This is a genomic window from Arthrobacter sp. AG367, from assembly GCF_007828995.1.
In the GTDB taxonomy this organism is placed as follows: Bacteria; Actinomycetota; Actinomycetes; order Actinomycetales; family Micrococcaceae; genus Arthrobacter.
Genome location: NZ_VIVE01000001.1, coordinates 600,849 through 623,304 on the forward strand (window position 1 = coordinate 600,849; position 22,456 = coordinate 623,304).

At 65.2% G+C, this 22,456-nt stretch carries 17 protein-coding genes; 8 read left to right on the plus strand and 9 right to left on the minus strand.

Annotated features, from left to right (window positions below; all coding sequences use genetic code 11):
* The first annotated feature begins 200 nt into the window (after window positions 1-200).
* The 4 genes from FB478_RS02735 to FB478_RS02750 are packed head-to-tail and all read left to right on the plus strand — an operon-like array spanning window position 201 to window position 7,897.
* Complete coding sequence (locus FB478_RS02735; RefSeq protein ID WP_144599761.1) at window positions 201-3,359, plus strand: efflux RND transporter permease subunit; 3,159 nt, start codon at window positions 201-203, stop codon at window positions 3,357-3,359.
* Window positions 3,359-3,811 (plus strand): hypothetical protein, encoded by a 453-nt coding sequence (locus FB478_RS02740; protein ID WP_018769288.1) that lies wholly within the window; start codon window positions 3,359-3,361, stop codon window positions 3,809-3,811. Before FB478_RS02735 ends, FB478_RS02740 begins: the two co-directional genes overlap by 1 nt.
* Before the next feature lies 1 nt (window position 3,812).
* The gene (locus FB478_RS02745) at window positions 3,813-6,956 is read left to right on the plus strand and encodes an efflux RND transporter permease subunit (RefSeq protein ID WP_026265769.1); all 3,144 of its coding nucleotides are present in this window, start codon (window positions 3,813-3,815) and stop codon (window positions 6,954-6,956) included.
* Between the two features lie 41 nt (window positions 6,957-6,997).
* Window positions 6,998-7,897: a hypothetical protein gene (locus tag FB478_RS02750; protein WP_056390439.1), complete on the plus strand. Its 900-nt coding sequence runs from the start codon at window positions 6,998-7,000 to the stop codon at window positions 7,895-7,897.
* A 178-nt stretch (window positions 7,898-8,075) separates the two neighbouring features.
* Here the strand turns inward: FB478_RS02750 and glpK are convergent, their stop codons facing one another.
* From glpK to FB478_RS02765, 3 genes are all read right to left on the minus strand, one after another.
* Window positions 8,076-9,590 (minus strand): glycerol kinase GlpK, encoded by a 1,515-nt coding sequence (glpK, locus tag FB478_RS02755; RefSeq protein ID WP_018769291.1) that lies wholly within the window; start codon window positions 9,588-9,590, stop codon window positions 8,076-8,078.
* Between the two features lie 41 nt (window positions 9,591-9,631).
* Window positions 9,632-10,381 (minus strand): MIP/aquaporin family protein, encoded by a 750-nt coding sequence (locus FB478_RS02760; RefSeq protein WP_026265770.1) that lies wholly within the window; start codon window positions 10,379-10,381, stop codon window positions 9,632-9,634.
* A gap of 93 nt (window positions 10,382-10,474) precedes the next feature.
* Entirely contained in the window at window positions 10,475-12,259 is a 1,785-nt protein-coding gene (locus FB478_RS02765) for a glycerol-3-phosphate dehydrogenase/oxidase (RefSeq protein WP_056390442.1), read from the minus strand.
* 166 nt (window positions 12,260-12,425) lie between these two features.
* Here FB478_RS02765 and FB478_RS02770 point away from each other — a divergent pair, with 166 nt between their 5' ends.
* Genes FB478_RS02770 through FB478_RS02785 form a run of 4 tightly spaced genes read left to right on the plus strand, consistent with a single transcriptional unit; the run spans window position 12,426 to window position 16,291 of the window.
* Window positions 12,426-13,391, plus strand: a complete 966-nt coding sequence (locus FB478_RS02770; protein ID WP_018769294.1) for a sugar-binding transcriptional regulator — start codon at window positions 12,426-12,428, stop codon at window positions 13,389-13,391.
* A gap of 19 nt (window positions 13,392-13,410) precedes the next feature.
* Window positions 13,411-14,280 (plus strand): aldo/keto reductase, encoded by an 870-nt coding sequence (locus FB478_RS02775; RefSeq protein WP_144599762.1) that lies wholly within the window; start codon window positions 13,411-13,413, stop codon window positions 14,278-14,280.
* Between the two features lie 8 nt (window positions 14,281-14,288).
* The gene (locus tag FB478_RS02780; protein ID WP_018769296.1) at window positions 14,289-15,218 is read left to right on the plus strand and encodes an alpha/beta fold hydrolase; all 930 of its coding nucleotides are present in this window, start codon (window positions 14,289-14,291) and stop codon (window positions 15,216-15,218) included.
* The gene (locus FB478_RS02785; protein WP_018769297.1) at window positions 15,215-16,291 is read left to right on the plus strand and encodes a glycosyltransferase family 1 protein; all 1,077 of its coding nucleotides are present in this window, start codon (window positions 15,215-15,217) and stop codon (window positions 16,289-16,291) included. The genes FB478_RS02780 and FB478_RS02785 overlap by 4 nt, the downstream gene beginning before the upstream one ends.
* A 49-nt stretch (window positions 16,292-16,340) precedes the next feature.
* Here the strand turns inward: FB478_RS02785 and FB478_RS02790 are convergent, their stop codons facing one another.
* The 6 genes from FB478_RS02790 to mihF all read right to left on the minus strand — a co-directional run bounded on the left by FB478_RS02790 (window position 16,341) and on the right by mihF (window position 22,368).
* On the minus strand, window positions 16,341-18,425 hold the full coding sequence (locus FB478_RS02790) for a primosomal protein N' (protein ID WP_144599763.1): 2,085 nt from the start codon (window positions 18,423-18,425) through the stop codon (window positions 16,341-16,343).
* Window positions 18,426-18,515: 90 nt separating this feature from the next.
* Entirely contained in the window at window positions 18,516-19,751 is a 1,236-nt protein-coding gene (metK, locus tag FB478_RS02795; protein ID WP_144599764.1) for a methionine adenosyltransferase, read from the minus strand.
* Window positions 19,752-19,861: 110 nt separating this feature from the next.
* A complete protein-coding gene (gene coaBC / locus FB478_RS02800) occupies window positions 19,862-21,097 on the minus strand; it encodes a bifunctional phosphopantothenoylcysteine decarboxylase/phosphopantothenate--cysteine ligase CoaBC (protein WP_144599765.1) in 1,236 nt (411 codons plus the stop codon).
* A gap of 38 nt (window positions 21,098-21,135) precedes the next feature.
* A complete protein-coding gene (gene rpoZ / locus FB478_RS02805) occupies window positions 21,136-21,396 on the minus strand; it encodes a DNA-directed RNA polymerase subunit omega (protein ID WP_003800778.1) in 261 nt (86 codons plus the stop codon).
* Between the two features lie 15 nt (window positions 21,397-21,411).
* Window positions 21,412-22,005: a guanylate kinase gene (gene gmk / locus FB478_RS02810; protein ID WP_144599766.1), complete on the minus strand. Its 594-nt coding sequence runs from the start codon at window positions 22,003-22,005 to the stop codon at window positions 21,412-21,414.
* Window positions 22,006-22,050: 45 nt separating this feature from the next.
* The gene (mihF, locus tag FB478_RS02815) at window positions 22,051-22,368 is read right to left on the minus strand and encodes an integration host factor, actinobacterial type (RefSeq protein WP_186447716.1); all 318 of its coding nucleotides are present in this window, start codon (window positions 22,366-22,368) and stop codon (window positions 22,051-22,053) included.
* Between the last annotated feature and the right edge of the window lie 88 nt (window positions 22,369-22,456).

Genomic DNA, 22,456 nt, shown 5'->3' on the forward strand with positions numbered 1-22,456 from the left:
TTGCCAAGTTATGCTATGCGGTCCACAGTGATGGCAAGTCTGCGGGGTACTGAACGGTCTCAGGTCGAGGAGCCCGAAATGTGTTCTTGGCGTAGATTTCCCGCACGACAACTGGCGGACAGCAGCTTCGCCCCCGCAAAAGTAAAGGTCCGCACCGAAGCTCCCGGGTTGTGGGCCAGGCAATCACCGTGGTACTGGTCATGACCGCCATAATTCGCTGGGCAGTCCAGTTCCGGTTGTTGGTCCTGGCATTGGCTGCGGGAATTCTCGCTTTTGGGTTATCAAGTTTGCCGGGCATGTCCGTTGATGCCTATCCGGAATTCGCCCCGCCGCAGGTGGAGATCCAGACGGAGGCCCTGGGGCTCTCGGCCGCCGAGGTGGAACAGCTCGTCACCTCCCCGATGGAGGCCGACCTGCTGAACGGCGTTGCCTGGGTGGAGGCGATCCGATCCAAGTCCCTCCCCGGGCTGTCCTCGATCCAGATGGTCTTCAAGCCGGGGACTGACCTTTTCCGGGCACGCCAGCTGGTCTCTGAGCGCCTTACCCAGGCCCGCGCACTGCCGAACGTGTCAGCAGCGCCGGTCCTCATGCAGCCGCTCTCATCCACCAGCCGGGTGATGATGATCAAGCTCACGTCAAAGGACATGTCGGCCATCGACATGTCTGTCCTGGCCCGCTGGACGATGAAACCAGGTCTCCTGGCGGTGCCTGGTGTCGCCAACGTGGCCATCTGGGGCCAACGGGATCAGCAACTGCAGGTCCTGGTGGATCCGGGTCAGCTTGCAGCCAAAGGCGTCACGCTGGACGATGTCATCAAGACCACCGGCAACTCAGTATGGGTATCACCGCTGAGCTACCTGGAGGCCTCCACCCCGGGAACGGGCGGCTTCTTCGAGACCGGACACCAGCGGATCGGCGTCCAGCACGTCCTGCCAATCACCACTCCCCAGGACCTGGGTCAGGTTCCATTGGACAGTCCGGCGGGGAACCTCCTCCTGAAGGACGTCGCCACGGTTCAAACGGACCACCAGCCACTGATCGGCGATGCCCTCCTGAGCAAGGAAACCGAGCTCCTCCTGGTGATCGAGAAATTCCCCGAGACCAACACCATGGACGTGACGCGGGGCGTGGACGAGGCACTGCGCGCACTCCAGCCGGGCCTGCCCGGGGTACAGGTGGACACCACCGTTTACCGGCAGGCGTCCTTCATCGAGGAGGAAGTCGGCGTAATCGGCGTCGGCCTGCTCATCACATTGCTGGTCATCGTCGCGATGTTCTGGGCGTTCTTCCGGTCATGGCGTGCCGCTGTCATCAGCCTGGTCACCATCCCGGCGGCACTCACCGCGGCGGCCCTTGTCCTGTACTGGCGCGGGGTCGGGATGAACTCCATGGTGTTCGCGGGCATGGTGCTCGCCCTCGCGGTTATCGTAGGCGACGTCGCCGAGGACCTCAGTGGGGTGGTGGCGGCGAACCTTTCCGCCAGGAAACGCGGGGACGCGCTGCACGATACCCAGCGGGGCTCGGGCCTGATTCCGGAGGCCCTTCGCTCGGTTCGTACTCCGATTCTCTACTCGCTGTTGATCATGGCGCTGGCCACGATGCCGGCATTCTTCTTCACAGGTGAGAATGGAGCCCTTTTCGGTCCACTTGTCCTGGCCTACCTGCTTGCCCTGGCAGTCTCGATGATCGTGGCGCTGGCCGTCACAGCCGCGCTGGCGTTCGTCCTCCCCGGAGCGTTGAACGCGCCGCGGGAACGCCGGTCGCTGAAGCGGCTCGAGGTGGGCTACGGCCGGCTCCTGGTCCGCCTGAGGGGAGGGGCTAAATGGATGTTCGCTGCTTCCGCCGTTGTGGCGCTGGCGGGGCTGGCCTTGATGCCCCAGCTGGCAGCCGGCCACCCCGTGGTGCCGGTAATGGCGGACAAGACCCTGGTGGTGCACTGGAGCGCGATCGCTGGTACCTCGGACCAGGAAATGAGCCGGATCACGGAGGCGGCGGCGGGCGAGCTGCGCGGCGTGCCCGGCGTGGCCAATGTGGGAGGCCACGTTGGCCGGGCCATCACCTCCGACCAGGTCGGTGACGTAAGTTCGGGTGAACTTTGGGTCAGCGTGGCACACGATGCGTCCTTCAGGGATACTGCTGCCGCCGTCAAGCAGGTCATTGCCGGCTACCCCGGGCTGACCAGCAAGGTATCGACCTATCCCCAGGAGCGCCTCGACGCGATCCGGGACGCTGCGGACAGCGGATTCGCCGTCCGGGTCTACGGCCTGGACCCCGCGATCCTGCGGCAGAAGGCGTCGGAGGTGCAGCAGATTCTGGAACACACCGCCGGCATTGCGAACGCCCATGTTGACGTTCCCCCCGAGCAGCCCATTGCCGAGGTCACGGTTGACCTTGCCAAGGCGCAGAAGGCCGGCGTCGCCCCCGGGGATGTTCGACGCGCTGCGGCCGCCTTGGTGCAAGGTATCGAAGTGGGCAACCTCTACGAACAGCAGAAGGTCTTCTCGGTCATCGTCAAGGGGGTCCCGTCCACGCGGAACAGCCTGGACAGCGTTCGTGACCTGATCATCGACACCCCCAGCGGCGGGCATGCCCGCCTGGGCGACGTCGCCCAGGTCAATATGGTCGGAAACGAGTCCGTCATTCTTCACGATGACACCTATCGCCGCCTTGACGTGAAAGCCGATATCCAGGGCCGGCCCCTGAGCGACATCCAAAACGACATTAATGCGGGCCTCCAAAAGATGCAGTTCCCGATGTCGTACCACGCCGAAATCCTCACGCAGTATGCCCAGCAGCAAAGCAACATCCAGTGGCTCTGGTTGCTCGGAGCCATTGCCGCGGCCGGCATCCTGGTGCTTCTGCAGACTGCTGCCGGAAGCTGGCGGCTCGCCGTCCCGCTCGCCCTGTGCCTGGTCCTTTCGCTCTCCGGAGGCGTGCTTGCCGCCCTGGTTACCGGGGCGGTAAATTCCCTGGTCGCACTGGTGGCGTTCGCCGTCGTGCTGGGGATCGCGGCCCGGGGCACCCTGCTGATGGCGGAACGCGTCCGGACACTACAGGCCCGGGGCGGTGAAATGCCGATGCCTGGCCTGGTGGTCCATGCGGCGAGGGACAGGCTGGGTCCGACGTTGATGTCGGCCGGGATGACGGCACTTGCACTTGTGCCCCTCGTCCTGTTCGGCGGTGTGGCAGGAACGGATATCATTCAACCGCTTGCCGTGATCATCTGGGGCGGCCTGCTGACCTCCACCCTGTCCACCCTGTTTGTGGTACCCGCCGTACTGCTCGCCTTCGCGCCGAAGGCACCAGCACACAGCGCCGGCCACGCCATCTATGAACCTACTGAAAACCAGGTTGTGTGATGAAATCAATTCCAGCAGGGCCTGCCAGGAAGCACGCAGCCCTCATTATCGCGGCGTTCCTGTCACTCCTGGTTGCAGGGTGCGCACAAGTGTCCGAAGCGGCGTCAGCCAACGACCCGGCGGCTATTGCCACGGTGCCGGGAACGGACCTTCACCGCATCACGCTCACCGATCACGCTGTCCAACGCCTCGGGCTTACCACCGTCCAGGTGGCGACGGACCCCCAGACCGGGAAGCTCACCGTCTCCTATGCGGCCATTCTGTATGACAGCACCGGCAAGACCTGGGTGTACACCAACCCCGAGCCCCTGGTTTACGTCCGCGCGCCAATCACCGTCGAACGCATCAACGCCGATGTTGCGCAGTTGGGCGACGGGCCGCCTCCCGGCACAACGGTGGTGACCACGGGCGCTGAGGAGCTTTTTGGCGCGGAATTCGACACGGCCCAGTGACATGCGCTGGATAATCGGGGTCAGCCTCAGGTTTAGGACGATCGTCGTCGCCATCGCGTGTGCGGTCATGCTGCTCGGATCCCTGCAGCTGGGTGCCGCGTCCGTGGACGTCTTTCCCGAATTCGCCCCACCCCGGGTCGAAATCCAGACCGCGTGCCTTGGCCTGACTGCCCAGGAAGTCGAAGAGCTGGTCAGCGTTCCCATCGAGGCAGCGGTAGGCGGCATGCCGGGACTGGACGAGCTGCGGTCCAAATCCGTTGCGCAGCTGTCTTCGATCGTGTTGCTCTTCCATCCGGGCACCGACCTGCTCAACGCCCGCCAGCAGGTCTCGGAACGCATGGCGTCCGTGACGGCGGCGCTGCCGACCTGGGCGGCCCCGCCGGTCATGCTGCAGCCGCTGTCCGCCACGAGCCGCGTGATGAAGATAGGAATGACGTCATCTGAGCACTCGCTCATTGAGATGTCCATGCTGTCCTACTGGACCATCCGGGCCCGCCTCCTGCGGGTTCCCGGTGTGGCCAACGTGGCAATTTGGGGGGAACGGCTCCAGATGCTGCAGGTGCAGGTGGAACCCGACAAGCTCAAAGCCCAGGACGTTTCCCTCAACCAGGTCATGGAAGTTACCGCCGGCGCCCTCGACGCAGGCCTGCTTAGGTACTCGCCCGGAAGGTTCATCGGCACCGGGGGCTTTATTGACAGCCCCAACCAGAGAATGGGGGTTCGGCACGTCCAGCCGATAAAGACTCCCGCCGACCTGGCCCAGGTGACGATCCGTGAAAAGGACGGCGTGCCCCTCCACCTTGGCGACGTAGCCCAAGTAGTGGAAGACCACCAGCCACTCATCGGTGACGCCGTCATCAATAGCGGCCATGGGCTCATGCTCATTGTCGAGAAACTGCCCTGGGGCAACACCCTGGACGTGACCAAGGGCGTTGAGGAGGCCCTGCATGAGTTGCAGCCCGGCTTGAGTGGAATCAGCTTCGACACCACCATCTTCCGCCCGGCAAGCTTTGTGGAGGAATCCATCTCCAACCTCAGCCTGGCCCTGCTGCTCGGCTGCCTGCTCGTCGTCCTGATCCTGGGCGCTTTCCTCTTCCAATGGCGGACAGCCCTCATCAGCCTCATCGCGATTCCGCTGTCCTTGCTCACAGCTGCCCTGGTCCTGTATTTCACCGCCAGTTCGATCAACACGATGGTCCTTGCGGGGCTGGTCATTGCGGTCGGTGTCGTGGTCGATGACGCCATCATCGACGTCGAAAACATCATGCGGCGGCTGCGGCAGCACCGCGCCCGGGGCAGCGGCGAATCCACGTCCTCGGTGGTGTTGAAAGCCTCGCTCGAAATGCGGAGCCCCATCGTCTATGCCACCCTGATCATTGTGGTGGCGGCAGTACCCATCTTCTTCCTGGATGGACTGACGGGCGTCTTCTTCCGGCCGCTGGCAATCACCTACACGCTGGCAGTACTCGCCTCAATGCTGGTGGCGCTGACGGTCACTCCGGCCCTGGCACTGATCCTCCTCGGTAACGCCAAACTGGAGGAGCGTGACGCTCCCCTCGTCCGCGTGCTCAAGCGCGGCTACCACGCGGTCCTTTCAGGCATGATGAAGCGGCCCCGCTACGGCTACGCGGGATTTGGAGTCGTCGCCCTGGCAGGTTTGGCGATAGCACCCCTCCTGGGCTCATCCCTGTTCCCCACTTTCAAGGAACGGGACTTCCTGATGCACTGGGTCTCACAGCCGGGAACGTCAGCCGCGGAGGAATATCGGATCTCCCAGCGCGGCTGCGAGGAGTTCCTCAAAGTGCCCGGCGTCCTGAATTGCGGTACACACATTGGTCAGGCCTTCACCGCCGACGAGATTGTTGGCGTCAACGCGGGCGAGCACTGGATCAGCATTGACCGTCACGCCAACTACGACGAGACGCTCGCCGCCGTGCAGGACGTTGTCAACGGGTATCCCGGCCTGCACCGGGACGTCCAGACCTACCTGAAGGAACGGATCGAAGAGGTCCTCACGGGAGCCAGTGAGCCGATCCTCGTCCGCGTTTACGGGGATGACCTCAACGTGCTGCGTGAACAGGCCCAACGGGTCAAAGACATCCTGGACGGCATCCACGGCACCCAGGACGCCCATGTCTCCCTTGAGGTTGAGGTTCCGCAGATCTCTGTCACGGTCAACCTGGCCCAGGCACAGAAATACGGACTGAAACCTGGCGATGTGAGACGTGCGGCAGCCACGCTCGTGGCTGGCGAGGAGGTAGGCGACGTCTTCCGCGACGGACGTGCCTACGACGTCCACGTCTGGAGCACTCCCGCCACCCGGTCCAGCGTTACCAGCATCGAAGACCTGCCGATCGACACGCCCACCGGCCAGCGGGTCCGCCTCGCTGATCTGGCCACCGTGGCCCTTCAGCCGGTGCCGAACCAGATTGACCGTACCAACGGATCGCGCCGCGTTGAAGTTGGATCGTTCCTGGCATCGGGCGCAGACCTCGGCAACGTCGCCCGCGAGCTGCAGCAACGCCTTGACACCCTGGACCTGCCGGCCGGTTACAGCGTGCAGCTGCTAGGCGAATACACCGAACGTGAGGCGGCCACGAACCGCCTGATGATTTTCGCCGCCGCTGCCCTCGTCCTGATCCTCCTGCTCCTCCAAACATCATTCCGGAGCTGGCGGCTCGCCGTACTGTCCCTTCTGACCCTGCCGATCGCCTTGGTGGGCGGGGTTTTCGCCGCTTTCATGTCCGGCGGGATCCTTTCCCTGGGCTCGGTTGTGGGCTTCCTGACGGTGATGGGTATCGCTGCGCGCAACGGCATTTTGCTCATCAGCCACTGCCAGCATCTGGAAAGGGACGAGGGTGAGACCTTTGGCCGTGACCTGGTGCTGCGCGGGGCAGCCGAGCGGCTGTCCCCGATCCTCATGACCACCCTGGCAACCGGATTGGCCCTGGTGCCCCTGGTGGTCATGGGGAATGTCCCGGGCCACGAAATCGAACACCCCATGGCAGTGGTCATCCTGGGCGGCCTCGTCACGTCCACCCTGCTGAACCTCTTCATTGTGCCGTCGCTGTACCTCCGCTTCGCCAAGCGGCGCCCGGCCCGCGGCACTCGCCGCCCCAACCCGGAACCAGCCCCCGCTGGATAGCGGCAGGGTGCACAAAACCCACTCACAACGAAAGGCCGGCCATGTTCCATCGACAAAAGCGATTCACCGCATACGGTTCCACGCTCATGCTTGTCCTGGCGACGCTCACCGTGACGTCCGCCGCCACCGCGGCCGCGGCACAACAACCACCGGAGCTCTGCGGTCCCGGCTCTGCGATCAACTTCGACCCTTCTGATTTCCAGACAAAACCGCATATCGACAACAAATGGTTCCCGCTCAAGCCGGGCATGCAATTCACAACCACTGGGGAGGTGTCCTCTTCGGACGGCGTCCACGCGCACAGCGTGGTCAGCACCGTGACAGGGCTGACGAAAGTGATTGACGGCATCACCACGCAGGTGGTGTGGGACCGCGATTATGACAACGGCGAACTGGTCGAATCCGAGCTGGCGTTCTTCGCGCAGAGCACCAGCGGCGCCGTCTGGCTGTTCGGCGAATACCCCGAGGAATACGAAAACGGCAAGTTGGCCGGCGCACCAAGCACCTTCATCAGCGGCATCGCGAAGGCGCAGGCCGGTATCGCAATGAAGGCCACGCCCCGGACAGATACTCCTCCGTATGTGCAGGCGTACGCACCGAAGGTGGATTTCCTTGACTGCGGGCAAGTCTTCAAGCAGGACCAGCACGTTTGTGTTCCTACGGGCTGCTACAACGACGTGCTGGTGATCGATGAATTCAACCCTCTGGAACCACCTGACGCCGGGCATCAGCGAAAGTTCTATTCAGCCGGAACCGGGCTGGTGAAGGTCACTGCAGTGGGCGGTTCCGACCAGGAATTCATGGATCTGGTGAAAGTGCGGCAGCTGGATGCCCGGCACTTCGCCCGTGTCAATGAGGAGGCCCTGGAGCAGGACGCGAGGGGCTACGAGGTCAGCAGGAGCGTTTACGCGAAGACACCGCGGGCCCAACTCTGCGATTGAGCCTCGGAACCGGACATCTCCTGACCGGAGCCCGTGAACAGGGAGGGCGGCACCAATGCCGCCCTCCCTTTTCACTGCTGTCCGGATTGTTCACTGCTGTCCGGATTGTACACTGCTGCCCGGACTGTTCACTGCTGCCCGGATTGTCCACTGCTGTCCGGGCCGCAGAGAGTGCTGCCTAGCGCACGTCCTCGTCGACCCAGTCCATGGACTTGGTGACAGCCTTCTTCCAGAGCCGCATCTGGCGGTCCTGTTCGGCCTTGTCCATCTGCGGTTCCCAGCGCTTGTCCTCGGACCAGTTGGCCGAGCACTCGCCCAGGTCCTTCCAGAAGCCAACAGCCAGGCCAGCCGCGTAGGCTGCCCCCAGCGCCGTGGTCTCGATGACCTTGGGCCTGATCACCGGGACGCCGAGGATGTCCGCCTGGAACTGCATCAATGCGTCGTTGGCGACCATGCCGCCGTCGACCTTCAGTTCGGTCAGCGGAACGCCGGAGTCCGCGTTGACGGCGTCAAGCACCTCGCGGGTCTGGAATGCCGTGGCCTCCAGGGCTGCCCGGGCGATATGGTTCTTGTTAACGAACCGGGTCAGGCCCACGATGGCCCCCCGCGCGTCGGAGCGCCAGTACGGGGCGAAGAGGCCGGAGAACGCGGGGACGATGTAGACGCCGCCGTTGTCCTTGACGGATGCGGCCAGGGTTTCCACCTCGGGGGCGCTGCTGATCATGCCCAGGTTGTCGCGCAGCCACTGGATCAGCGAGCCGGTCACGGCGATTGAACCTTCCAGGGCGTAGTGCGGCTTGGCATCGCCCAGCTTGTAGCCCACGGTGGTCAGCAGCCCGTTCTTCGAGTGGACAATTTCCTCGCCCGTGTTGAAGATCAGGAAGCAGCCGGTGCCGTAGGTGTTCTTGGCTTCTCCTGCTTCAAAGGCGGCCTGGCCGAATGTGGCGGCCTGCTGGTCGCCCAGGATGCCCGCCACCGGCGTTTCCCGCAGCAGCTGCGAGCTGTGGACGGTGCCGTAAACCTCTGAGGAGGACTTGATCTCCGGCATCATGCTTCGCGGCACGCCAAAGATCCCGAGGATTTCGTCGTCCCACTGCAGGGTTTCGAGGTCCATGAACAGGGTCCGGGAGGCGTTGGTGACATCGGTGACGTGGACACCGCCGTCCACGCCGCCCGTGAGGTTCCAGAGGACCCAGGCGTCGGTGTTGCCGAACACCAGGTCCCCGGCCTCTGCCTTTTCACGGGCGCCGTCAACGTTGTCCAGGATCCATTTGATCTTGGTGCCGGAGAAGTAGGTGGCCAGCGGCAGGCCCACCTTTTGTTTGAAACGGTCCGCGCCGCCGTCCCTGCCCAGTTCGTCGACGATGTCCTGGGTGCGGGTGTCCTGCCACACGATGGCGTTGTACACCGGCTTGCCTGTGGTCTTGTCCCACACGACGGCTGTTTCACGCTGGTTGGTGATGCCGACGGCGGCAATGTCGTGCCGCGTCAGGTTCGCCTTGGAGAGGGCCGAGCCGATGACCTCACGGGTGTTGTTCCAGATTTCCGCGGCGTCGTGTTCCACCCATCCTGCCTGCGGGAAGATCTGCTCATGTTCCATCTGGCCGGAGGAGACTATGGCGCCGCTGTGGTCGAAGATGATGGCGCGGGTGCTGGTGGTGCCCTGGTCAATGGCGATTACGTACTGGTTCATGATGACGTCCTTGTCTTGTTAATGGCTGTGATGAGTACGGGTCAGGAAGCGGCCGTGATGATGATCGGGACAATCCGGGCGACGAGTCCACCCAGGGCGCCGCCCACAAGCGGGCCGACCACAGGAATCCACGAATAGCTCCAGTCGCTGGAGCCCTTGCCCTTGATGGGAAGCACAGCGTGGGCGATGCGCGGTCCCAGGTCACGGGCAGGGTTGATGGCGTAGCCGGTGGGGCCGCCGAGGGAAACACCGATACCGACCACGAGCAGCGCTACTGCCAGCGGGCCGAGCCCTGAGGGGGTACCGCCGAGGGTGAGGATGACGAAGACCAGCACAAAAGTGCCGATGATTTCGGTGATCAGGTTCCATGGGGTGGACCGGATGGCAGGGCCGGTGGAAAAGGTCCCAAGCTTGCTGGCAGGCTCGGGTTCGTCGTCGAAGTGCTGCTTGTAGGCCAGCCAGCAGACCACGGCACCAAGGAATGCACCCACCATCTCGCCACCGAAGTAGGTGAGGGTGGAAGCGAAGTCTACGGTGACTCCCGGCGCATATTCAGCCTTGCCATTGAGCAGCAGGCCGAGCGTGACGGCAGGGTTCAGGTGCGCGCCCGACTTGGCGGCGACGAAGACACCACAGAAGACGGCAATGCCCCATCCCCAAGTGACCATCAGGAAGCCGCCACTGTTGCCTTTTGTCCCCCGCAAAGCCACGTTGGCAACGACGCCGCAACCCAACAGGGTCAGCATGCCCGTGCCAAAGACTTCGGAGAGGAAGACTATTCCTAGAGACATCTTTGACTCCATTTCTTTGTTTAGTTGTCGGTCCTCCGCTGGTGAAGGACCGTGTGGCCGGGACGCTGTAACGCCCCGGCCGGAAACCTGGCCTTAGGCGACCAGGCTGTGCGTTTCCACGCGGTGGAAACGCTGCAGCACGTCCTGTGCGTGCTTGATCTCGGCGGCGCGCGCCGCCGCGTCCCACTGGAGCGGGACGGACAGGACTTCCGCCACTTCGTTGAGGAGTTCACCGGTAACCAGTCCGCGGAAGGCCAGGGAGGTACGCCGGATGAGGACGTCCACCAGGTGCCCCACCTGCTCATTGGCCGCCATGAATTCCAGTTCACGGACGCTCAGTTCACGGGTGGACCGCAGCGCGTGGTCGGGCTCGGCATCGAGGTAGGCGATGACCTCTTCGGCCCGGGTCCCGTAGCGGGTCAGCAGTCCGGCCGTGCGGTCTGCATCCCGGCCGCCGGCCATGTGGGCCTTGATCCATTTCTGCACGCCAGCTTCGTCGGCAGGGAAACCGGCGCCGCCGCCGATGGGGAGCTGCGCCGTGGACACCTTGCGCTGCACGCCGAGTTCACTGAGGACCTCGTTGGTCAGGTGCTCGGCAAGGGCACGGAAGGTGGTCCATTTGCCGCCCACCAGGCTCAGCACGACGGCGCCGCTCCCCTCAGGTGCGGACGCGCGGCGTTCGATGCGGTAATCACGTGAGACGAAGCCGGGCTGGGTGGCGTCATGGCTGGGCAGGGGGCGGACACCCGAGAACGTGTACACGATGTCCTCTGGTGTGACGTCGACCGAGGGGAAGACGTGGTTGATCAGTTCAAAGAAGTACTGGATCTCCTCGTCGGTGCAGACGGCGTCCTCCGACATGTCCGCGTCAACGTCCGTGGTGCCCACGAGAACCCGGTCGCCCATGGGGTAGATGAGGACGATCCGGCCGTCGGTGTGCTCGAAGAAGATTTCCCGGCCGCGGCAGGCGGCGAGGAGGCCCGGGTGGTCCAGCACGATGTGGGACCCCTTGGTGCCTCCCATGAACGAGGATGCCGCACCCATTGCCTGGTTGGTGTGGTCCACCCAGGCCCCGGTGGTGTTGACGATGATGTCCGCCGTGAAGTCGAATTCCTCACCGGTCAGTTCGTCGCGAAGGCGGACAGTGCTTCCCCTGCCGGTTCCCGGATTGGGGGTTGCAGACATGGATTGGAGTGACAGGTAATTGCTGGCGCGGGCCGTATCACTCTGTGCGCTGGTGCCCCTCGCGTTACCGGCGCGTCCGGCCTTTTCGCCGTCCTGCAGGACGTCCAGGGTCAGCCGCTCCGGGTTGTGGACGGACGCGTCGAAGTAGGTGGCCGTGTATTTGACGTCGGGCCGCAGGGCGGGCAGTTCCCCGAGGGCTGCCTTGTGGGTCCTGAACTGGTGCCGCGGTACCGTCCCGCCGTTCCTGGAGAACGAATCGTAGAGACTAAGCCCCACCTTGATGAGGAACGCTCCACGCTCCTTGGGCTTTCCCTGCTGCTTGTGGGTCAGGAAGCGCAGCGGTGCCGAGAGGATGCCGGAGAAGGTGCTGAAGATGGGGATGGTTGTCTGCAGCGGCTTGACATAGTGCGGCGCAATCCTGAGCAGGCGGTTGCGTTCCACCACGGACTCCCGGACCAGGCGGAACTCGCCGTTCTCGAGGTAGCGGATTCCGCCATGGATCATGTGCGAGGACGCACCGCTGGCGCCCTGGCAGTAATCTCCGCGTTCCACGAGCGCGACATCGACGCCCTGGAGTGCCAGATCACGGAAGGTGCCCACTCCGTTGATGCCACCGCCAACAACCAGCACCTTCGCGTGCGGACGTTGCCGCAGGCTGTGGACGGACGCGCGCCCGGCCCCCGGCCGGGGCACTGAAACAGAGGAGGGTTGAACAGTTGAATCCTTGGGTCCCAAAACGACTCCCTTGGGGCTTTGTGTGATGCGGACGCACTGGATAGCGCCGCCGTTCTGCTCTATTGTTCGGAGAAATGGAAAATGGAGTCAAGGACTATGCACGAACGTGCAGAATGGAAGTGAGATGGCACTTTCACGGGACGCAGATGCCCTCCGAGCTGCACAAATGTACTACTTGCAGGACCTCACCATGGACGCGATTGCGCGTGAACTGCGCACGTCACGGTCCACGGTTTCCCGCCTTTTGTCGTCCGCACGGGATTCGGGCCTGGTGCAGATCCAAATCCGCAACCCTTTGGACACCGGACCCGAACTGGAAGGGATCATCCGCCGCCGGTACAACCTTGATGTCCACGTGGTTCCCATCCTTGGCACGCTCAACGAAGCCGAAACCCTCGACCGCGTGGCCATGCAGGCGGCGCGCACCATCGGGCCCCTGGTGGATTCCAACGCCATTATCGGCGTGGCCTGGGGATCAACGCTCAGTGCAGTCAGCCGGCACCTCACCAGGAAAATCACGCATGACAGCGTGATAGTCCAGCTCAACGGCGCCGGAAACATGCACACCACGGGCATTACCTATGCCAGCGACATCATGCGCAGGTTCGGCAGCGCGTACGGAGCCCGGGTGGAGCAGTTCCCGGTTCCGGCCTTCTTCGACCACGCCGCCACCAAGACGGCAATGTGGAATGAACGCAGCGTGCAGCGCGTGCTGGAGCTGCAGGCAAAGATGAGCATCGCCATCTTCGGTGTGGGTTCCGTGCACGCCGACTATCCCAGCCACGTCTACGCGGGCGGGTACCTCGATGAGGACGACCTGAACGCCCTTGCCAACTCGGACGTGGTGGGTGACGTCGCCACGGTCTTCTTCCGCGCCGACGGGTCCTCCGACGGGATCGTCCTGAACGAAAGGTCCACCGGTCCGGCGCTTGCCCAGCTGCGGCAGGTGCGCCGCAGGATCTGCGTGGTGTCGGGGGTTTCCAAGATCAACGGCCTGCGCGGCGCCCTGGCAGCGAGGCTGGCCACCGACCTGATCCTGGACGAAGCCACCGCACGCCGCCTAGTCGATTACGAGGGACTGACCAGCTGAAGTGGGTAGAGTCGTTGCCATGAGAACCTCACCCCGGCTCAGCCTGAACAACGGCGTGCTGATAGACCAGCTCGGCTTTGGGCTGTACAAGGTGCCGCCAGCAGAGGCGGAAGGGCTCGTGGCCACCGCGCTCGCCGCCGGCTACCGCCACTTCGATACCGCCGCCATGTACGGGAACGAAACCGGCGTGGCCCGCGGCATCAGTTCCCAGTTGGGCGACGGGACAGGCAGCGGCGGCTCCGGGGAACTGTCGCCGTCCCTGAGCCGGGAGGACGTCTTCATCACCACGAAAGTGTGGAACGACCACCACGGCTACGACGCCACGCTGCGGGCTTTCGACGACTCCATGGTCAACCTGGGACTGGACTACGTGGACATGTACCTCATCCATTGGCCCTGCCCACGCCGTGGCCTGTTCCCGGAAACCTACCGGGCCCTGGAAACGCTGTACCGCGAAGGCAGGGTCCGTGCCATTGGCGTCAGCAACTTCCAGCCGGCACACCTTGACCGCCTGCTCCAAAGTGCCGAGGTGGTTCCCGCCGTCAACCAGATCGAACTGCACCCGTGGCTGCAGCAGGAGGAACTGCGCAGCAAGCACGCCGGCCTGGGCATCCGGACAGAAGCGTGGAGCCCGCTGGGCCGCGGCCAGGTCCTGGCCGATCCGGTGATCCAGGCCTGCGCCGCCGAGCACGGCCGGACGCCTGCGCAGGTGATCCTTCGCTGGCACATGCAGCTGGGGAACATCGCCATTCCCAAGGCCAGTTCCGAAGCGCGGATCCGGGAGAACCTTAACGTCTTCAATTTCGAACTCTCCGAACGCGACCTGGCGGCCATCAACGCGCTGGACCGCGGGCAGCGGACGGGCTCGCACCCGGACAACGTCAACTAGGCCCGCGCATGGACACCGTAAATCCGGGGACCTCCCCTGCGCCTGCGTACCTGAGCGCGGGGCTTTCCGCCCGCACCTCCGCCTCCACCGTGACCATCGACGGCGGCACGGTGGCCTTCTGGACCTATGCGCCCCTGCAGGAAACGCCGGAGACCCGCACCATCCTGGTGGTCCATGGGTTCCGCGGCGACCACCACGGGCTCCTGCGCGTCGCGGACAAACTGCCGGAGATGCGCATCATCATGCCGGACCTGCCCGGCTTCGGCAGCTCCGATGCCTTTGCCCGGGACCCGCACTCGGTGGAGCGCTACGGGCAGTTCATCAGTGACTTCATGGCGTCCCAGGGACTGGGGCCGGAAACCGTGCTGCTGGGACATTCATTCGGCTCCATCCTTGCTGCGTACTTCGTGGCCAACAACCCGGAGGCCGTGCGTCCCCTGATCCTCATCAACCCCATCGCTGCTCCGGCGCTGGAAGGACCCAAGGGCGTGATGACGCGGCTGGCAGTCCTGTATTACCGGCTGGCGGCACGGCTCCCCCGCGGGCCGGGCCTGGCCCTGCTGCGCAACCGGCTGATTGTGCGGGTCATGAGCGAGGCCATGGCCAAGACCCGCGACCGGGAGCTGAGGGCTTTCATCCACGGCCAGCACCACGCCTACTTCAGTTCCTTCGCGGACCGGGACAGCCTGCTGGAGTCGTTCACGGCCTCCGTCAGCAACCACGTGGCGGAGGTGGCCGGACAACTCGAACTTCCCGTGCTGCTCATCGCGGGCGAAAAGGATGAAATCGCCACCCTTCCCAGCCAGCACCGCCTCCTGTCACTGCTTCCGGACGGGGAACTGAAGGTGATTCCCGGCGTCGGACACCTGATCCACTACGAAACGCCGGAGCCGGCCGCCCGACACATCCGCAGCTTCCTGAAGGACCACCCCGCGTGAAGATCGTCATTGATGCACGTTTCACCCGTACCGACCATCACGACGGCATCAGCCGCTACGGAGCCAGCCTGATCGCTGCCACGGCAAAAATCGCGGATGTCTCCATGCTGGTTTCCGACGTCCGGCAGCTGGCCCTCCTGCCGGACGTGCCGTACACGCTCATCAGCAGTCCGCTGTCGCCGCTGGAGCTGTTCGTTGCCCGGAAGGTCAATGCCACCGGGGCTGACGTGGTGGTGTGCCCCATGCAGACCATGGGTACCTGGGGCCGGAAGTACGGGCTGATCCTCACGCTGCACGACCTCATCTACTATGAGCACCCCGCTCCCCCGGGCTTCCTGCCGGCCCCCGTCCGGCTGCTCTGGCGCCTCTACCACAAAGCGTTCTGGCCGCAGCGGCTGCTCCTCAACCGGGCCGACACCGTGGCCACCATCAGCAGGACCACGGAGGCGCTGATGGCCAAGTACCGGCTGACGCGCCGGCCCGTCCGCATCATCGCCAACGCTCCCCAACCGGCGCAGGAACCCCGCCAGCCTGGCGACGGCGCGGACAAGACCATCATTTACATGGGTTCGTTCATGCCCTACAAGAACGTGGAAACCATGGTGGCCGGCATGGCCGGACTGCCCAAATACACGCTGCACCTGCTGAGCCGGATCACGCCGGAGCGGCGGGCGGAACTGGAAAGCCTCATCCCGCCGGGCGCCTCCGTGGTGTTCCACAACGGCGTGACGGACGCAGAGTATGACGGCCTGCTGCGCCGGGCGACGGCGCTGGTGAGCCTGTCCCGGGCCGAGGGATACGGCCTTCCCCTGGTCGAGGCCATGGCCGTGGGTACCCCGGTGATCGCCAGCGACATTCCCATCTTCCGGGAAGTCGGCGCGGACGCCGCCACCTACGTGGACCCGGAGTCACCCGGGCAGTTCGCGGACGCGGTTGCGCAGCTGCAGGACGACGCGCACTGGCAGGACATGTCGCGCCGCTCCCTGGCCCGGGCGCGGGAGTTCAGCTGGGATGAATCGGCCCGCCAACTGGTGGAAGCGGCACACGAGGTCGTTGCGAAAAGGCGCCGCTGAGGACGTCCCCAAGGCACCATTGCCCTGGCCGTCACAGGACGTCCCCAGCCTAGAGGACGTCAACACCGTCCAGGCGCAGCTGCACAGGGTCCGTGGCCCGTTTGGCGGCCACGGCTGCGCGGGTCACCCGCAGGACACGGACGACGGCGGCGGCCTGGCCATAGGGGAAGAACAGCAGGGTCCGGACGTCCTCGGCCGAGCGCCGGCCGGAAGGCGGTGCGGTGAGCACCAGCGGCGCCGGACCGGCGGTGCGGATAGTTATCCCCGCGCCGGCGAGGTCCGCTTCCACGGCACCTGTGTAGTGTTCGACGGCGGCGCGCGGCCCGGTGACCGAGGCGATGCGCACCGCTGGGGGAAGCTGCAGTTCCACGCGCAGGGACAGTTCCCGCTGGGCATAGCCGGCCGGGTCCCAGCGCAGCAGCGCGCCGGTGGCTGCTGCGTCCGTGGCGGTGACCACCACCAGCCCGCCGTCCGGGGCGGGACGGACGAGGGCAGCGGCGTTGAACCAGCGGCGTACCGTGTCTTCGCCCGCCCGGAGAGTCTCCCGGCGCAGCAGGGAATCGCCGTCCAGCAGCAGGGCGGCGGCATACCCGGCGTCCGCCACCGGTTCGGCCCCCACGGTCGCCACCACCAGCGACTTTCCCGCCCCCACCGTGGCTTTCACTTGGTCGCCGGACGACGTGATGACCGTTGTGCCGGGAAAGGCCCGGCCAAGCTCCTCGGCTGTACGGAGGACTCCGGTGGAACCTTTCCGCAGCCGCCGGGCGCCGCAGTGGGAGCACTTCCAGTCCGGCGCCGGCGTGGAACACCAGCGGCATTGGGGAAGCGCGGAGGTGCCGGCCAGCGCAAGGGGCCCCTGGCAGTTCCCGCAGCGGGCCGGCTCCCGGCAGGTTTCACACACCAGTGACGGCGCGTACCCTGCCCTGGCAACCTGGACCAGGACAGGGCCACGCTCAAGACCTTCCTTGGCGGCCTGCCAGGCAGCGTGCGGCAGGCGCGCGATGGTGGCCAGTGGGTCCCGCCCCTGCTCGAAGCTGTCTGCCGTGCTGACCACTCGGGGAACCGTCCTGCGGACGGTGGCACGCTCGGTGTCAACCGGAACGGCCCAGCCGGCTTCCACCAGACGCTGGACCTCGGTGCTGCGCGCGTGCCCGGCAAGGAGGCAGGCCGTGCCCTCCTGCTCGGCGCGAAGGAGCAGGACCTCCCGTGCGTGGGCGTACGGTGCGCGCTGCTCGATATGGAGGTCGTCGCCGTCGTCCCAGCACGCCACGAGCCCCAGGTCCTGCACCGGGGCGAAGGCGGCCGAGCGTGTACCGATGGCGATGGTGGCCTTGCCCGCGAGCAGGCGCAGGAAGTTCCGGTACCGGGGCGTGGGCCCGTCGTCGGCGGTCAGCCTGGCTACGGCAGCGTCCGGCACCAGGTCATTGAGTGCCTGCTCCAGGCGGTCCAGGTCCCGGTAGTCAGGCACCACCAGCAGGGCGCCCCTTCCGGAGGAATACGCTGCAGCGGCGGCCTGGGCAAGCATGGCCGGCCAGCCGGCAGTTCCGTAGCCCTGCAGCGGATTGACGGCGGCCCGCGGAGATCCACCGGCGGCCAGGTGCCGCAGGAAAGCGGCACCTGTGCGGAGTGTGCCCCAGGCTGAAGATCCGGGGCTGCCCTGGACGTCCTGCACGGCTTCGGCGTCGGGGATGTCCAACGAGTCCGGAAAGTCCTTTTCCAGCCTGGCAACCCGGGGTGGAACGGCTAGGCGCAGGACATCGCTGACCGTTCCCGCATACCGTGCAGCGACCGCCGTGGCAAGGTCCCGGACGGCCGGCGTAAGGACCTGGACCGGGGACACAACTTTTGCCAGGGGTACAAGGGTGTGTCCGGCGTCGGACTGTGCCACGCGTTCCAGGACGAATCCACTGAGGTCCTGGCCGTTGAACTTGACCTTGACCCGGACCCCAGGCTGGGCTGCCTGGTCAAGCGCGGCCGGGACGGCATAGTCGAATGGGCGGTCCAGGTGAGGCAGCGAGGACTCAATGAGCACCCGCGCCACCGGAAGCTGCTCCGCCACGGTGACGCCGCCTTGCACGGGACGTGCAGGGAAGCCCTGGAGCAGGGACGGCTGGACGGAACTGCCAGCAACCATGGCGGTCACCTCCGTTCAGCTGACGGGTTGGACAGGATCAGCCAAGCACCGGGCACTGACATTGGACGTCCGGCAGCCGGCGGAAGCCGGCTAGGCGTTGAAGAATGCCTTCAGGTCGTCCACCCGGTCCAGGCGCTCCCAGGTGAAGTCGGGCTCATCCCGGCCGAAGTGCCCGTGGGCGGCGGTCTTGGCGTAGATGGGGCGCTTCAGATCCAGGGCATCGATGATGGCGCGCGGACGGAGGTCGAAGATTTCCGCGATTGCTGCGCTGATCCGGGCCGGATCCACCGTCTCGGTGCCGAACGTCTCCACGTAGGTTCCCACCGGCCGGGCCTGGCCGATGGCGTACGCGATCTGGATCTCCGCGCGCTTGGCCAGTCCAGCGGCCACCACGTTCTTGGCAACCCAGCGCATGGCGTACGCGGCGGAGCGGTCCACCTTGGACGGGTCCTTCCCCGAGAAGGCGCCGCCGCCGTGGCGGGCCATACCGCCGTAGGTGTCCACAATGATCTTGCGGCCGGTGAGGCCGGCGTCGCCCACCGGGCCGCCGATGACGAACTCGCCGGCAGGATTGAGGATATTTGCCGTCCGTGAGATGTCCAGGTTGGCGCCCGCGAGGACGGGTTCAATGACGATGGCGGCAAGGTCGGCGCGCAACTGCTCCAGGCTTGCCCCCTCCGCGTGCTGGCTCGAAATCACCACGGTTTCCACGGAAACGGGCACGTCTTTGTCGTAGCCGACCGTCACCTGGGTCTTGCCGTCGGGGCGAAGATACGGCAGCTGGCCGGTCTTGCGGACTTCGGTGAGCCGCTCGGACAGCCGGTGGGCCAGCCAGATGGGCGTGGGCATGTAGGAAGGGGTTTCATCGCTGGCGTAGCCGAACATCAGGCCCTGGTCGCCGGCACCCTGGAGGTCATAGTCGTCCTCCTGGCGGCCTTCGCGTGCCTCGAGGGAGTTGAACACGCCGCCGGCGATGTCGTTGGACTGCTGGCCGATGGAGACGGACACGCCGCAGCGGGCGCCGTCGAAGCCGTTGGCTGAGGAGTCGTAGCCGATGCCCAGGATGGTCTCGCGGACGATCTGCGGGATTTCGACGTACGCGTCGGTGGTGACTTCGCCTGCCACGTGCACCAGGCCCGTGGTGGCCATCGTTTCCACAGCCACGCGGGATTCGGGGTCCGCGGCCAGCAGCGCGTCCAGGATGGCGTCACTGATCTGGTCGCAGATCTTGTCCGGATGGCCTTCGGTGACCGATTCGGACGTGAAAAGCCGGAGCGCGGAGGGCGTGGCCCCATGGGTGTGGGGAAGGTGCAGCGGTAAAGTCACTCAACTACCTTACTGGTTGGTGGTGGCACTCCCGTCAGGGAGAAGTCGGTAGATGTCCCCGTGCTAAGCAAAGGTGGCCGGAAACACTTCAGGCGAGGGGCGAAACAGGTTCAAGTGGACGAAACACGGTTCAGTTCAAAGCTGATGCGGCGGACGATGGCTTCCGAAACCTCTGTCTTGGTTCCCGAAGCTTCCTGTGGTTCGGAGCCGGAGCGCGACAGGATGACCACCGAGTTGGAGTCGTGGCCAAAGACCTTGTCCGCTCCTACGTGGTTCACCACCAGCAGGTCGCAGCCTTTCCGCTGGAGCTTTGCTTCCGCATATGCCAGGACGTCGCCCTGGCTGTCCCCGGTTTCGGCGGCGAATCCGACGATGAGCTGCCCGGCCTCCCCGGCACCCGCGTTGCGCTGCTCCACGAGCTCCTGCAGGATGTCCGGGTTGCGGACCAGGGTGATGACGGGATCGGCGGTGTCGTCCCGTTTCTTGATCTTGGTGTCCGAGACTTCCGCCGGGCGGAAATCGGCCACGGCCGCGGACATGATGACGACGTCGGACACGGCGGCGGCTTCCAGTGCGGCTTCCCGAAGTTGCAGGGCGGTCTCCACGCGGACCACCTCCACGCCGGCGGGCGGCGGAACGTCCATGTGGGCTGCCAGCAGGCGCACGGTAGCCCCGGCGTTCCGCGCTGCGACCGCAAGGGCCACTCCCTGCTTGCCGGATGACCGGTTGCCAAGGAAGCGAACGGGGTCCAGCGGTTCGCGGGTGCCGCCGGCGCTGATGGTGACGGTGCGGCCGGCAAGGGGCAACTGGTAATCACTGCGTCCCTGGACCAGGGCCATGGCTGCGTCGAAGATCACCTGGGGTTCCGGAAGCCTGCCGGGACCTGAGTCTGCCCCGGTCAACCTGCCGGAGGCGGGTTCCAGGACGGCTGCGCCCCGGCCGCGGAGCGTCTCAACGTTGGCCCGGGTGGCCGGATGCTGCCACATTTCCGTGTGCATCGCGGGGGCGAACAGCACCGGGCCGTGGGCCATCAGCAGGGTGTTGGTGAGCAGGTCCCCGGCCTGGCCGGTGGCAGCCTTCGCCAGGAGGTCCGCTGTGGCAGGTGCCACCACCACGAGGTCCGCCTCATGGCCAAGGCGGACGTGGTTCACCAGGTGCACGTCATCAAAGACACTGTTGCTGACCGGGTTTCCGGACAGCGCCTCCCAGGTGGCGGTACCGATGAAGCGGGTGGACGCCTCCGTGGGAATCACCGTGACGTCATGGCCGGCTTCAGTAAAAAGCCGGAGGAGCGATGCCACCTTGTAGGCGGCGATCCCTCCCCCGACTCCGAGGACTATGCGCACGTGACCTCCGTCAACAGCAAGTCAGTTCAGCGGCAGGATTACTCTGCGGCTTCGATCGGCGTGGAAACCAGCTTGCCTTCGTTGATTTCGCGCAGTGCGATCGACAGCGACTTTTCGTTCAGCTTGGTGTCGACCAGGGGTCCGACATACTCGAAGAGGCCCTCGTGCAGCTGGGCGTAGTAGGCGTTGATCTGACGAGCACGCTTGGCACCGAAGATCACCAGGCCGTACTTGGAGTCGGCTGCCTCAAGCAGCGAGTCGATCGGCGGGTTGATGATGCCTTCAAGGTTCGTGGACACGAATTCTCCAAATTCCTAGCGGGCTGACGGTTCCGGCAGGTGTGGATGCGGTGTCAGCCCCATGAGTGAAACTAGCTCGTCCGCTGCCCGGCGGACGTCGTCGTTGATGACGGTGTGGTCGAACTCCGGTTCAGCAGCAAGTTCCAGTTTAGCGGTTTCCAGGCGTCGCTGCTGTTCTTCCGGTGTTTCGGTGCCCCGGCCCACCAGCCGGCGGACCATCTCGTCCCAGGTGGGCGGGGCCAGGAAGACGAACTGGGCGTCCGGAACGGCTGCCTTGACCTGGCGCGCACCCTGCAGGTCGATCTCCAGCAGCACGGAGCGGCCCTCCGCGATGGCCTGGTTCACGGTGCTCTTCAGGGTGCCGTAGGTGTTCTGACCATGGACGACGGCCCATTCCAGGAGTTCACCATCGGCGATAAGCCGCTCGAACTCATCCTTGGTCTTGAAGAAGTAGTGGACGCCGTCAACTTCCCCGGGCCGGGGCGCCCGGGTGGTGGCTGAAACGGAAAGCCATACTTCGGGGTAGTTGTCACGGATGTAGGTGGACACGGTGCCTTTGCCAACAGCCGTCGGACCTGCGAGGACTGTCAGTCCAGGTTTCTTGCTCACGTATTCCTTTTGCCGCAGTTGGGGGAAAGACAGGCGCCGCCTGCCTCAATGCTCGTCAATAAAATCTACCAGCGCCCGGCGCTGGTGGACGCCCAGGCCCCGGACCCTGCGGGACGCCGCGATGCCCAGCTGCTGCATGATGGCGGCGGCCCGCACCTTCCCGATGCCGGGAAGGGCGTCAAGCAGTTCCGAGACCTTCATCCTGGCCAGTGCGTCGTCTTCCAGGGCGGAGCTGATAATGTCCGCCGCGGACCTGTCGCCGTTCCGAAGGCTTTCCTTGGCGGCCGCACGGGTGGCCCTGGCTGCCGCTGCCTTGCCCAGGGCGTCGGCCCGTTCAGATGCGGATAAAGGTCGCAGGACCATCACGGACACCCCCGGATTCGGCGGATTTCATCCAAGGGCGGCCGCCCTTGGACCTGTCCTGAAACTACCCTTTGGTGCAGCCCGAATC

Excerpts from the sequence above, each read along its gene's own strand:
- FB478_RS02735 (WP_144599761.1), top strand. The coding sequence starts at position 201 with ATGACCGCCATAATTCGCTGGGCAGTCCAGTTCCGGTTGTTGGTCCTG.
- FB478_RS02760 (WP_026265770.1), bottom strand. The coding sequence starts at position 10,381 with ATGTCTCTAGGAATAGTCTTCCTCTCCGAAGTCTTTGGCACGGGCATG.
- FB478_RS02790 (WP_144599763.1), bottom strand. The coding sequence starts at position 18,425 with ATGGTTGCTGGCAGTTCCGTCCAGCCGTCCCTGCTCCAGGGCTTCCCT.
- mihF (WP_186447716.1), bottom strand. The coding sequence starts at position 22,368 with ATGGTCCTGCGACCTTTATCCGCATCTGAACGGGCCGACGCCCTGGGC.
- FB478_RS02750 (WP_056390439.1), top strand. The coding sequence starts at position 6,998 with ATGTTCCATCGACAAAAGCGATTCACCGCATACGGTTCCACGCTCATG.
- FB478_RS02740 (WP_018769288.1), top strand. The coding sequence starts at position 3,359 with ATGAAATCAATTCCAGCAGGGCCTGCCAGGAAGCACGCAGCCCTCATT.
- glpK (WP_018769291.1), bottom strand. The coding sequence starts at position 9,590 with ATGAACCAGTACGTAATCGCCATTGACCAGGGCACCACCAGCACCCGC.
- FB478_RS02780 (WP_018769296.1), top strand. The coding sequence starts at position 14,289 with ATGGACACCGTAAATCCGGGGACCTCCCCTGCGCCTGCGTACCTGAGC.
- FB478_RS02745 (WP_026265769.1), top strand. The coding sequence starts at position 3,813 with ATGCGCTGGATAATCGGGGTCAGCCTCAGGTTTAGGACGATCGTCGTC.
- FB478_RS02770 (WP_018769294.1), top strand. The coding sequence starts at position 12,426 with ATGGCACTTTCACGGGACGCAGATGCCCTCCGAGCTGCACAAATGTAC.
- FB478_RS02775 (WP_144599762.1), top strand. The coding sequence starts at position 13,411 with ATGAGAACCTCACCCCGGCTCAGCCTGAACAACGGCGTGCTGATAGAC.